This window comes from Acinetobacter seohaensis (genome assembly GCF_056431365.1).
On the sequence record NZ_JBWKMK010000047.1, the window covers coordinates 34326 to 47636 of the forward strand.

The window sequence follows — 13311 nt, forward strand, 5'->3', positions numbered from 1 at the left end:
GTACTTTTTCGCAAAATTTGTCAGACAATTACATTTTCTGACAGGGGCGTATTAAGCGCGTGCGCTAGACTCACCGCTTTCACGATCTAGACCAAATACAGTGTGTAAAGTACGTACTGCAAGCTCTAAATAGTTTTCTTCAATAATGACTGAAATTTTAATTTCAGAAGTAGAAATCATGAGAATGTTGATGCCTTCATCTGCAAGGGCAGTAAACATTTTGCTTGCAACACCTGCGTGTGAACGCATACCTACACCTACGATAGATACTTTCACGATGTCACCACGTGTAGCGACTTCACGTGCACCAATTTCTTTGGCAGTTGCTTCAAGAATTGATTTTGCTTTGGCAAGTTCGCCACGGTTTACAGTAAAAGTAAAGTCAGTAGTACCATCTTCTTCTACGTTTTGGATGATCATGTCAACTTCAACATTGGCAGCGCCAATAGGTGACAAGATTTTAGATGCAATACCTGGCTCATCAGGCACACCTAAAATAGTTAATTTTGCTTCGTCACGGTTAAACGCGATACCTGAGATGATAGGTTGTTCCATGTTGTCTTCCAATTCAGTAGTAATGAGTGTGCCGACATTTTGTTTAAAATCTTCGTCGAATGCGCCATCATTGTCATTATCAAAACTTGATAATACACGTAAAGGTACTTGGTATTTACCTGCAAATTCAACCGCACGAATTTGCAATACTTTAGAACCTAAAGAAGCCATTTCTAGCATTTCTTCAAAAGAAATACGATCTACTTTTTTGGCTTTTGGTGCAACGCGTGGGTCTGTGGTGTAAACGCCATCTACGTCAGTGTAAATTTGACATTCATCGGCTTTCAATGCAGCAGCAAGTGCAACGCCAGAAGTATCAGAACCGCCACGACCTAAAGTCGTGGTGTTACCTTCAGCATCAAACCCTTGGAAACCAGCAACCACAATCACACGGCCTGCGTCTAGGTTTTCAGTTAACACGTCCGTATTAATCGCTTCAATACGTGCTTTGGTAAATGCGCTGTCAGTTTGAATACCAACTTGGCGACCAGTTAGTGATTTTGCTGCAACGCCAATAGAATTCAGCGCCATCGCTAACATCGAAATCGTCACCTGTTCGCCTGTAGACACCATTTGGTCTAATTCACGCGGATCAGGGGTTTCGGTAATGGCTTTCGCGAGAGCGAGTAGGCGATTGGTTTCGCCACTCATGGCAGAAACGACAACCACTACTTTGTGGCCATGATCATGCCAGCGCTTCACACGACGAGCAACATTTAAAATGCGCTCGGGAGTACCCATTGAGGTACCGCCATATTTTTGAACGATTAGTGCCATAGTTGTTCCATATAAGCCATGACCCCGAATTTACCTGCTCAGGGTCAGTTACACAAAAAGTGAGATTATTTTGCCGCAAGCCAAGCAGTTAAACCTGCCATCACCGTTGCAAAGTTCTCGTTAAGTGGCGCGCCACCTTGTGCCAAATCAGGTTTACCACCACCTTTACCACCTAGTTCTGTAGCCAAGTGTTTGATGATGTCTCCTGCTTTAATCGTAGCAGTAAAGTCTGGTGCAACAGAAGCGATTAAGCTGACTTTATCGCCTTCTACACCTGCAAGTACAATCACTGCTTGGTCGAGTTTGGATTTTACACCGTCGTGCAAATTACGCAGTGATTTTGCATCCATATTTTGTACAGTGGTAATGAGCGTGGTACGTCCAGCAAGTTCTTGTACTTGACTTAAAAGTTCAGCTGCTTGGAAGTGCGCTAATTTTTGATTGAGCTGTTCAATCTGCTTATGAAGGCTAGATGCTGTATCGACCAATGTATTCACTTTTTCTAAAGTTTGGTCTTTTTGTGCTTTCAACAAAGCATTGATGCTGTTGATATCGCGTTCAGTTTTTTGAACGGCTTCAACGGCTTTGCTGCCTGTAATTGCTTCAATACGACGTACACCAGCTGCAACACCACCTTCAGAAATGATTTTGAATAAGCCAATATCACCTGTACGTTTTACGTGAATACCACCACAAAGTTCAATGGAGAAGTTTTTATCTTCAATAATTGAACCCATGGAAAGTACGCGAACTTCATCGCCATACTTTTCACCAAATAGCATCATTGCGCCTTTGGCTTTGGCTGCTTCAATATCCAGTAATTCAGTAGAAACTGCGGTATTGGCAATAACTTCTGCATTCACTAAACGCTCGATTTCTTGTAATTGTTCAAATGACACAGGTTGGTCATTGGCAAAGTCAAAACGTAAAATGTCAGAAGCAACCAAAGAACCTTTTTGCTGTACGTGTGGGCCTAAAACTTGACGTAGGGCAGCGTGTAATAGGTGTGTTGCAGAGTGGTTGCGTGCAGTAGCTTCGCGGATGTCTGCTTTTACAATCGCTTCCACCGCTTGCGCAGCTTTTAAACTGCCCATGGTAACAATACCTTGATGAACAAAAGCACCGCCAGATTTTTTGGTGTCTTGAACTTCAAAAATACCTGTTTCGTTTTTGAATAGACCTGTATCACCAATCTGACCACCGCTTTCTGCATAGAACGGGGTTTGATTGAGTACGATTAAAGCTTCATCGCCTTCAACTACTTCATCGACTTGTTCGCCATCTTTATAAATAGCCACAATTTGACCCTGACCAGTCGTTGCGTCATAGCCATCAAATTGAGTTTCACCTTCAACTTTTACAATTGAGTTGTAGTCAACTGCAAATTTACCTGCATCGCGTGCACGTTGACGTTGCGCTGCCATTTCAACTTCAAAGCCTGCTTCGTCAATGGTCAAGTCGCGTTCACGTGCAATATCTGCCGTTAAATCTGTTGGGAAGCCGTAAGTGTCATATAGTTTAAATACCACTTCACCAGGAATGACCGAGCCTTTAAGCTGTGCCAATTCACCCTCAAGCAATTTCAAACCTTGCTCAAGCGTTTTGGCAAATTGTTCTTCTTCTTTTAGAAGTTGCGCTTCAATACGCGCTTGATTTGCTGCAAGTTCAGGATAAGCTTGACCCATTACTTCAATTAAAGGCTGAAGCATTTTGTGGAAGAATGAACCTGTTGCGCCAAGCTTGTTGCCGTGACGTACTGCACGACGAATAATACGACGCAATACATAACCACGACCTTCATTCGATGGATTCACGCCATCGGCAATTAGGAAGCAGCAAGAACGAGCGTGGTCAGCAACTACTTTGAGTGAAGCAGGGTAGTCTACAGGCTTGCCAGTTTGCTGTGCAGTTACTTCAAGAGCAGTCGTGTCTAAACCAATAATCTGTGCTGCATTTTTGAGTAAGTGCTGGAACAGATCAATTTCGTAGTTAGAGTTGACGTGTTGCAATACTGCAGAAATACGCTCCAAGCCCATGCCTGTATCTACAGACGGTGCTGGAAGTGGGTGCAATACGCCATCTGCAGTACGGTTAAACTGCATGAATACGTTGTTCCAGATTTCAATGAAACGGTCGCCATCTTCTTCTAGTGTGCCTGGTAAACCGCCCCAAATATGATCGCCATGATCATAGAAAATTTCAGAACAAGGGCCGCAAGGACCTGTATCACCCATTGCCCAGAAGTTGTCTGAAGCATATTGGCCACCTTTGTTATCGCCAATACGGATAATACGAGAAGCATCTAAACCAATTTCTTTGTTCCAGATGTCAAATGCTTCATCATCGGTGTGGTAAACCGTGGCATATAAACGGTCTTTTGGTAGAGCTAACCATTGTTCGCTGGTTAAAAATTCCCAAGCAAATTTAATTGCATCACGTTTGAAATAATCACCAAACGAGAAGTTACCCAACATTTCAAAGAAAGTATGGTGACGTGCGGTATAACCCACATTGTCTAAATCGTTATGTTTACCGCCTGCACGCACACATTTTTGTGACGATACAGCACGTACATAATCACGTTTTTCCAGCCCAAGAAAACAGTCTTTAAACTGGTTCATACCTGCATTGGTAAATAACAGGGTTGGGTCATTGGCGGGTACTAGAGAACTCGATGCGACACGTGTATGCCCTTGCGATTCAAAGTAACGCAAAAATGCTTCACGAATTTCAGCTGATGTCATAAAACGAGTACTCACAACCAAGTCACTCCATAAATTCCGATTGGGCTAAACGCAAGACAGTCTGACAAAAATAATTCTTTTGCTGTCATGCAGGCTTAAAATTTTAAAAACGCCAAATTATAACGGAAAAAGCCATTATCACCAATCATTTTAGTGTGAATAGATGACAATTCTGACGCAAACTTGGTTGCGATTACGCAGAATAAATCTTTGCAATAGAAGATGATGAACATTTACATTCAAAATAAGCGTTTACTGTAGGTCACGGAGTATGCCGAACTGCCATAAAGTAGAATACAAAATTTAAGAAAACGTAAATGTAAGCTAGAAAGTCAAAGCTGATATTTTTGATTTGCCGAATTAAACAACAAATTGCGTGAAAATTCGCAGAATTGATCTGATTTTTTTCAGTAAGGCCTCAAAATCTATTAACATAGTCTGTGCTTAAATTTTGATTTCGTTATGAAAGGATCGGTCATGCAACGAGTGGCAATCAATGGCTTTGGTAGAATCGGGCGCAATGTGCTGCGGGCTTGGTTTGAAAATCCCAAAGACTTTCATTTTGAAATCGTCGCCATAAATGACATTGCCGATGTAGAAACCTTGGTTCATTTATTTAAATATGACAGTACCCATGGTCGTTTTAAAGGACAGGTGGAAATTAGCCTCGAAAATGAACAGATTTTTTTGAATATTTCTGCAGGTTTGGCGCAATTAAAAGTTCAGGTGTTGAATCAGGCTCAACCTGCGCAATTACCGTGGCAAGCCTTAAATGTTGATGTGGTATTGGAATGTACAGGGTTGTTCCGTTCCCGCGAGGCGGCAACGCAGCATATTACTGCGGGCGCCAAACGTGTAATTATTGGTGCTGCACCATTCGATACTGTAGATGCTGCGATTGTTTATGGTGTGAATCATCATGAAGTCAAAAGTACCGACCAAATTATTTCCAGCGTATCTTGTACCACGCAGGCTTTAGTACCATTAGTTAAAATCATTGATGATGCTTTCGGAATTGATACCGCATTAATGACTGAAATTCATGCAGTCACAGCCGATCAAACTGTATTGGATCAAGCACACCGTGATTTACGTCGTGCGCGTGCATCAGGGCAAAATATTATTCCTACAACTTCATCTGCCTTGGGTGCATTAAAACAAGTCATGCCAAAAATGGCAGATCGGATTGATGGTTACTCGATTCGTGTACCGACCATTAATGTTGCAGCTATTGATTTAACTTTTATTTCTCAGTCACCAATTACGGTGCACAAATTGAATCAGGTGTTGTGTGCTTCGGCAGCGCATGATTATGCCGAAATTATGCAAGTGACCGATGAGCCTTTGGTATCGAGCGACTTTAACCATTCACCTTATTCTTTAATTGTCGATTTAAGTCAAACCATGGTCGTGGGTCATCAAGCCAAAGTTTTTGCGTGGTATGACAACGAGTGGGGTTATGCCAACCGTTTACTAGATTTGTGTGAATCTTTTAGTCAGCGGGCGGTGTAAGCGGCTACTTTTTAAGACATATACAAAGTGTGAAAAGCGTGTAATAGTGATGACAGATTTTACACTTCGTATTCACGGTTAATTCACTGATTGATATAACAAAGTTTGCATAGAAAATTTGAATAGAGTAGTGGCATGATGATTATTTTATTGTGGGGATTTATTTTTTTGCTGGCACTTGCTGTCATTTTTCTGATTTGGTTGCAATTTAAAAATCAGGCAGACAGCAGCAGCGACGTGCAGCATCAACAGCAAGTCGAGCAAAAAGTATTACATTTAGAAGAGCATCTAAAAAAGACGTTGGAGATTATGCAAGATTTGGCCAAAAAGATGCAGGTTCAGCAAGATGCGCTCGATAAAACTGTGCAAAAAACTGCACAGCTTGAAATGCAAAATGCTGAGTTGGTTAGTTTATTGGCAAAGGCGGTCAAATCAAATCAGGACTTCTAAATGACGGCTTTGAAAGATGTGGTGTATTCATATTTTTTACCGCATATTTCAGAAAAAGTCGGGTGCATGAGCAAAAGTATCATGCTAAACTAGGAGAAATCGGGTGTGCTCCCGATTTTTTTATGCGGATTCGTTCCGCGCAAACAAGAATTTAGGTTTACAACATGCCCATTTCAGAGACATGGTTATTACCTGATGGTGTAGCTGATGTATTACCAGAACAAGCGCAAGTGATTGAAAGCTTGCGTCGTAAGTCACTGGATTTCCTCGCATCTCGAGGTTATCAGTTGGTGTACACGCCATTCATAGAATACATTGAATCTCTATCTTCTCTTTCAGAATCGAATCAAGATTTAGACCTTGCCACATTTAAAGTGATCGACCAACTTTCAGGTCGTTTGCTGGGTGTGCGTGCCGATATGACACCACAAGTGGCACGTATTGATGCGCATGTACATCCTGTAGATGGTATTGCACGTTACTGCTATGCAGGTACGGTTTTACATACCAAACCACAAGGTTTTAATACCACACGTGCACCATTGCAATTGGGTGCAGAGTTATTTGGTTCAGACAGCATTGATGCCGATGTAGAAATGGTTGATCTGATGCTCAGCTTGCTAAAAGAAGCAGGTTTGGCAGAAGGTGTGCATTTAGACTTGGGTCATGTCGGCTTGTTCCGTAGCTTGGTTAAACAAGCAGAATTAAGCAAAGCCACTGAACGTCAATTGTCAGATTTATATCAGCGTAAAGCATTGCCTGAATTGGCAGAATTTACCCAAGATTTAAATTTCGGTTCAGATTTTTATGCTTTAGGTCGCTATGCCAGTGATTTAACTGCTTTGCAGGCTCATTTAAGTGCTGATGTGTTGGAAAATACCGAATTTAAGCAAGCGTTTGAAGCCGTGAAAGCAACACAAGCTGAAATTCAGGCACGTTGGCCAAACTTGCATATTGGTATTGATGTGGTTGAGCTGCGTTCTTATCACTATCACACAGGTTTAATGTATGCAGTGTATGCGCCAAATCGTGCTGCACCATTGGCACAAGGCGGTCGTTATGATGGCATTGGTCAGCATTTCGGACGTGCGCGCCCTGCAACAGGTTTCTCTTGTGACTTGTTTGTATTAAGTGCAGGTCGTTTTGAATCATCGTCTGTTGTTGTTGCGCCTAAAGGCTCACAACCTGATTTAATCGCGGCTATCCAAAACACACGTGCGCAAGGCTTTAGTGTAATTCAATTGTTGGGCAATGATGATTTAAACTCGGTTCCATACGCAACGCACCAATTGGTTCTTGCAAATGGTGAGTGGACAGTCGAAAAAATTTAATCGCCAAGGCATGTTTCATGTTACAGGTCTTGGTTTTCAATTTTAACAGCATGATGTAATGAGGCTATTATGGGCAAGAATGTTGTGGTACTTGGTACCCAATGGGGCGACGAAGGTAAAGGTAAGATCGTCGACCTGCTCACAGATCAGGCGGCGGCAGTCGTTCGTTATCAAGGCGGACACAACGCAGGCCATACTCTCGTGGTTGGTGGTAAGAAAACTGTATTACACCTCATTCCATCAGGTATTTTACGTGAAAACGTACTGTGCTTAATTGGTAATGGTGTAGTACTTTCTCCTGAAGCACTCATTAAAGAAATGGGTATTTTGGAACAAGAAGGCGTGCCAGTGAAAGAGCGTTTACGTATTTCACCAAACTGTCCGCTTATTTTGCCGAACCACATTGCACTTGACCAAGCACGTGAGAAAAAACGTGGTAATGCCAAAATTGGTACAACAGGTCGTGGTATTGGCCCAGCTTATGAAGACAAGGTTGCACGTCGTGCGATTCGTGTTGCTGACTTGGTTCGTGGCGGTGAAGCACTACGCGCTCAATTGACTGAATTATTGGACTATCACAACTTCCAATTGACACAATACTACGGTGTTGAAGCAGTTCAGTTAGATGAAGTTTTAGCGCTATGTGACCAATGGCGTGAAGTGATTGCACCATTAGTGGTTGATGTAACGACTGAAATTCATAATTACCGTAAAAACGGTGACAACATTATGTTTGAAGGTGCGCAAGGTTCATTACTTGATGTTGACCACGGTACTTATCCGTATGTGACTTCATCGAATACAACTGCGGGCGGTGTAAGCTCTGGTTCAGGCTTAGGTCCATTACATTTAGACTACGTTTTAGGGATTACCAAAGCTTATACCACACGTGTAGGTGCAGGCCCATTCCCAACAGAGTTAGTATACGACGCAGCAAATGACGTGGGCGATGCGATTGGTAAACATTTAGGTACTGTGGGACATGAGTTCGGTGCTTCTACAGGTCGTCAGCGTCGTTGTGGTTGGTTCGATGCCGAAATTTTACGTCGCTCAGTCGATGTAAACTCACTTTCTGGTATTTGCTTGACCAAGTTGGACGTATTGGACGGTTTAGAAGAAATCAAAATCTGTGTAGGTTATGAAAATACCGATTCAGGTTGTGTAGGTTCTTCTGATGCGCTTGCATACGAAAACTTAAAGCCAATCTACGAAACCATGCCAGGTTGGTCTGAATCAACTGTGGGCGCGACCAGTGTAGAACAATTGCCTGAAAATGCAGTGAAATACATCAAGCGTCTTGAGCAGTTAATTGAATGTCCGATTGACATTATTTCTACAGGTCCAGACCGCGCAGAAACGATTGTATTACGTCATCCATTTGATGCTTAAGTTGTTGTGCTTTGACATAGTATTTAAGCTCTGATGATGTACTCAGCCCTGTCTAAATGATGGGGCTTTTTATTGATGTTGTTTCAGTTTCAATAGCGACTCATTTGGTGAAAAATTGCAGATGATGCTGAGTGAGTGGTTTTTTCAAGACTAAAGTTGCAGATGACTGGCACTGTGCAGCGCAGGGTGGCTTGTTACAATGGCTTTAGAAAATTAAATTTAATTAAGGTTATGCAGGATGCATAAAAATATTACCAGTACGATTTTTTATTCTTTGTTGTTCGCGATGGGCGGAGCACCGACCATTGCCATGATGCTGATTTTATCGCAAAAGCATGATCCGAATATTATGTATCAGGCATTTATTGGTTTGAGCGTTATTTTTGCCTGTATTTTGGTGCCACTGATTCTGATTCAAAATGCTTACCTACTCTACAAACGCAAAAATCCAGCAATCGAAGAAAAAGTAGAAGTAGTGTCTAAAATTTACTTGGGTTTAAATATCTTCTGTTTAGTGTTTTGGTTGTCTTATCAATTTCTTTACTAAGGCAGTTATTGATCGCTTAGACATACAATCTGTACACAGCTTGGGCGTTGTTTACATAAATGATATGATTATGAAGTGATTATAGATTTAAAGCCTTGAATTGATTTCATATAATTGATTGGTATGAAGATAGCTCGCAAGGCGGAGATTATTATAATGAACAAAAAACTGATGTTAAGTTTATGTGCCGCAGGCGCAATCACAGTTTCAGGGTGTACCACTGTTGCAGACATGGCGGGTGCAGATACTGCGACCCTAAATGCAACTGCAACCAAAAGCTATAACGAAATGGTGCAAGATGCACGCAATAAAAATCAGTTAGACACGAGTTCAACCACGTATAAACGTATCAATACTGTGTTTCAGCGTTTGATTCCACATGCCAACCAAATGAACCAAACTGGTCAGCCTTTCCAGTGGCAATTGGCGGTACTTAAGTCTGATCAAGTCAATGCTTTTGTCGCACCTGGTGGTAAAGTGGTGTTCTACACTGGTATTGTGAATAAACTGAATTTAACTGATGCTGAAATTGCCGCAATTATGGGGCATGAAATGGTGCATGCTTTAGAAGAACACGCGAAAAGTAAAATTGGTGCACAGGCTTTAACCAATATTGCCTTGAACGTAGGTTTAAGTGCGGCAGGCAATAACGTTGGTCAATTGGGTGCAGCAGCAGCGCAATTGGGTACCCAAATTGGGATTGGCTTGCCATATTCACGTAATTTGGAAAGTCGTGCCGATCAGGGTGGTTTAATGCTGATGGCGCGTGCAGGTTATAACCCACAAGCTGCAATTACCCTTTGGGAAAAAATGAACAAGCTTGAAGGTGGCGGCGGTGCGTCCTTCTTATCGACTCACCCATCGAACAGTCAGCGTATTGAAGCAATGCGTAAAAACTTGCCAGCAGCACAAGCGCTATATAACCAAAGTCGTCGTTAAGATGACCTCAGCCAGTTCAACTGGTTAAGATAAAACACAAAAAAGATGCGCATGGTTTTATGCGCATCTTTTTTTATGAAGACTTTTTGACTTTAAACAGCATAAAAATGATGAGTTATTGCTGAGTTCATATTTTTAATTTCATTTTAAAGCAGTGCTTAAAATAAAATTAGGGCGCTGGATTGGGTTGTTGACGATGAATGGCTTCAATGCCTTGTAAAATTTCATCTGATAAGGTGATGTCAAAGGCATCAATATTTTCTTTGAGTTGCGCCATATTCGTCGCGCCAATAATGGTACTTGTCACAAAAAATTGCTGCTTGATAAATGCCAGCGCCAGTTGCGTCAAACTCAAGCCGTGTTGTTCTGCAAGTTGGGCGTATTGCTCGGTTGCCCATTCGCTTTGTGGATTACTGTAACGGCTAAAACGTGAATATAGCGTGACACGTGCATTGGCAGGGCGTGCGCCATGACGGAATTTACCAGTTAAATAACCAAAAGCCAAAGGTGAGTAGGCGAGTAGTCCAACACCTTCATAATGGGCAATTTCAGACATACCAATTTCATAAGTACGATTCAGCAGGTTATACGGATTTTGTACGCTAACAAATTTGCTTAATCCTAACTGTTCTGCCAAGTGTAAAAACTTCATGGTGCCCCACGGGGTTTCATTCGACAGCCCAATATAGCGAATCCGTCCTTTTTGAATTTCTTGTTGCAATGCGGTTAAGGTTTCAGCAAGATCGGTTATTTCTTGCGTATTTTGTGCTTCTTGGTTGCCATAACCGAGTTTGCCAAAAAAGTTGGTTGGACGCTGCGGCCAGTGCAGTTGGTATAAGTCGATATAGTCGGTTTGCAGACGTTTTAAATTACCATCTAGCGCAGAATGAATATCCTGTGCGTTAAAGCGGGTTTTGCCATCTCGAATATGACTGCCGCCTTGCGAAGGGCCTGCAATTTTAGAGGCTAAAAACAATTTGTCACGTCCGCCACGTTGTTGTAACCAATTGCCAATAATAGTTTCAGTTGCACCTTGAGTTTCTACTTTTGGTGGTACGGGATACATTTCTGCGGTATCCCAAAAATATAAGCCTCGTTCTAGCGCATAATCGAGTTGTTGAAAGGCTTCTTGCTGGGTATTTTGTTCACCAAATGTCATGGTGCCTAAACAGATTTCTGGAACTAGAATGCCTGTTTTTGCCAATGGTTTAAATTGCATATTGTCTCTCGCTCAAGATTATATGTATATATTGATGTTACAAGAGCTGAAACCATTTTGCGCCACTTGTGGCTGCGAAAATTGCTACTTCATTGTAGTGACAGCAATAATGGTATTTTGATAATTGAAAATGGTAAAAAGTTAACAGCTGGTAATAAAAAAGCAAATCCGAAGATTTGCTTTTTTAATGAGCATATAGATGGTTTACTCGTCATCAAAGTTGCCATCAGTGGATTCATTTTGCTCCAAAGAAGCATCAAAAATCAGAATGGCTTTACCATCAGTTTCAATCATGCCTTGTTCTTCAAGTGTTTTTAGAACACGCCCGACCATTTCACGTGAACAGCCGACAATACGACCAATTTCTTGGCGTGTAATACGAATTTGACGACCGTTTGGCAAAATCATGGCTTCTGGTTGCGCAGAAAGATCAATCAAGCAACGTGCAATACGACCAGACACATCTATAAAGGCAAGGTCAGTTACCTTACGTGTAGTATTTTTTAAACGACGTACCAGCTGTGCAAAAACGGCATAGCTTAAGTCAGGATATTGTTTGCTGAGTTCGTGGAAGTTTTCATAAGTAATTTCTGCAATTTCACAGACATCACGAGTACGAACTTCTGCAGTACGTTGTGGATTCGATTCAAACAGACCCATTTCCCCAAAAAAGTCGCCTGGATTCAAATATGCCACAACAATTTCGCGATCATCATCTTCGCGAAGAATAATTGATACTGAACCTTTTAAAATCAAATATAACGATTTAGATTCAGTCCCCGCATCAACAATAGTTGTCCGTTTTGGATAACGGTTGATGTATGCACGTTTTAATAATGCTTTGACTGAGTCAGGCAGTTGTCCAGGGGACAATGCATCAGTGCTCAGCTGTGAAAAGTTTGAAGTCATGCTAACGGTTCCGAAAATGGATAAATAATAGATCGCACAAGACCTAGTCTGAACTTGTCACACAGTAGAGATGAAATTCCTTATCAACTCAAGTTATGTTAGTGTACAAATACCCATGTCAATTTATAGTTTTTTTTAGGTAGTTGCAATGCAAACAAGTGTTCAGTGGTTAGAGAACGTTGCTTTTGAAGCCAAATCGGAAAGTGGTCATTCTGTGGTGATGGATGGATCTGCAGAATATGGCGGTGAAAACCGTGGTCCACGTCCTATGGAGTTAATCTTAATGGGACTTGGTGGTTGTGCTTCATTCGATATTGTGACTATTTTAAAGAAATCACGCCAAGAAGTGACGCATGTTGAATGTCAGTTAAAAGCAGAACGTGCCGATAGCATCCCTGCCGTGTTCACCAAAATTCATTTGCATTTTGTGGTCAAAGGCAAGGCTGTCAAGGAAAAGCAGGTTGCGAAGGCGGTTGAACTTTCAGCAGAAAAGTACTGTTCTGCCAGTAAAATGCTATCTGATGGTGGCGTCGAAATTAGCCATGATTTTGAAATTATTGAACAAGATTAAGCTTTGACTGATAGGTCATACAATGGTTGGTATATTTTGCCAATCATTGTAACTAAATATTTCAAATGGCATAAATAACAATCAAAAGCCTTTAATTGATTGATATGCAAGTGTATGTCAATGACTCAACTAAAATAAAAAATTACCAGATTAAACTTGAAATTTACTTTAATCAGTCCAATATTATTACTGAAATCTATCTGTTAATTTTAATTAAGATTTTGAAAAATATATAAAAAATTTCTCTGTACACGACAAAAATAGATAACTCATTGAAATAATGTCATAATAATTGTTTTCTAACGACGAATACTATGACACATCTCAATGAGTTATATCTTATCTTAAACAAATATCTAAAATGGAAC

The 13311-nt window shown here is 41.2% G+C and carries 11 protein-coding genes; 7 read left to right on the forward strand and 4 right to left on the reverse strand.

The features are described from left to right. Window positions 1–51 precede the first annotated feature (51 nt). Window positions 52–1332: an aspartate kinase gene (locus tag AC07E5_RS08050; protein WP_004971586.1), complete on the reverse strand. Its 1281-nt coding sequence runs from the start codon at window positions 1330–1332 to the stop codon at window positions 52–54. 65 nt (window positions 1333–1397) lie between these two features. Further along, window positions 1398–4091, reverse strand: coding sequence for an alanine--tRNA ligase (gene alaS, locus AC07E5_RS08055; protein WP_498625211.1), 2694 nt, complete (start codon window positions 4089–4091; stop codon window positions 1398–1400). A gap of 462 nt (window positions 4092–4553) precedes the next feature. Here alaS and AC07E5_RS08060 point away from each other — a divergent pair, with 462 nt between their 5' ends. The 6 genes from AC07E5_RS08060 (at window position 4554) to AC07E5_RS08085 (ending at window position 10244) form a co-directional block, all read left to right on the forward strand. Next, window positions 4554–5588: a type I glyceraldehyde-3-phosphate dehydrogenase gene (locus AC07E5_RS08060; RefSeq protein WP_096901062.1), complete on the forward strand. Its 1035-nt coding sequence runs from the start codon at window positions 4554–4556 to the stop codon at window positions 5586–5588. A gap of 135 nt (window positions 5589–5723) precedes the next feature. After that, complete coding sequence (locus AC07E5_RS08065; RefSeq protein WP_004971580.1) at window positions 5724–6038, forward strand: hypothetical protein; 315 nt, start codon at window positions 5724–5726, stop codon at window positions 6036–6038. A gap of 164 nt (window positions 6039–6202) precedes the next feature. After that, the gene (locus AC07E5_RS08070) at window positions 6203–7369 is read left to right on the forward strand and encodes an ATP phosphoribosyltransferase regulatory subunit (RefSeq protein WP_096901061.1); all 1167 of its coding nucleotides are present in this window, start codon (window positions 6203–6205) and stop codon (window positions 7367–7369) included. Between the two features lie 69 nt (window positions 7370–7438). After that, the gene (locus tag AC07E5_RS08075) at window positions 7439–8758 is read left to right on the forward strand and encodes an adenylosuccinate synthase (RefSeq protein WP_498625213.1); all 1320 of its coding nucleotides are present in this window, start codon (window positions 7439–7441) and stop codon (window positions 8756–8758) included. A 238-nt stretch (window positions 8759–8996) separates the two neighbouring features. Continuing rightward, window positions 8997–9305 carry a hypothetical protein gene (locus AC07E5_RS08080; protein WP_236094942.1) on the forward strand — a complete coding sequence of 103 codons (309 nt, stop codon included), beginning with the start codon at window positions 8997–8999 and terminating at the stop codon, window positions 9303–9305. A gap of 156 nt (window positions 9306–9461) precedes the next feature. Beyond that, on the forward strand, window positions 9462–10244 hold the full coding sequence (locus AC07E5_RS08085) for a M48 family metallopeptidase (RefSeq protein ID WP_004971571.1): 783 nt from the start codon (window positions 9462–9464) through the stop codon (window positions 10242–10244). A gap of 169 nt (window positions 10245–10413) precedes the next feature. On the opposite strand, the gene AC07E5_RS08090 is transcribed toward AC07E5_RS08085, so the two are convergent. Beyond that, complete coding sequence (locus tag AC07E5_RS08090; protein ID WP_180072269.1) at window positions 10414–11463, reverse strand: NADP(H)-dependent aldo-keto reductase; 1050 nt, start codon at window positions 11461–11463, stop codon at window positions 10414–10416. A gap of 204 nt (window positions 11464–11667) precedes the next feature. Beyond that, entirely contained in the window at window positions 11668–12372 is a 705-nt protein-coding gene (gene crp, locus AC07E5_RS08095; RefSeq protein ID WP_004971566.1) for a cAMP-activated global transcriptional regulator CRP, read from the reverse strand. A gap of 148 nt (window positions 12373–12520) precedes the next feature. Here crp and AC07E5_RS08100 point away from each other — a divergent pair, with 148 nt between their 5' ends. Further along, window positions 12521–12943, forward strand: a complete 423-nt coding sequence (locus tag AC07E5_RS08100; protein WP_004971563.1) for an OsmC family protein — start codon at window positions 12521–12523, stop codon at window positions 12941–12943. Window positions 12944–13311 lie beyond the last annotated feature (368 nt).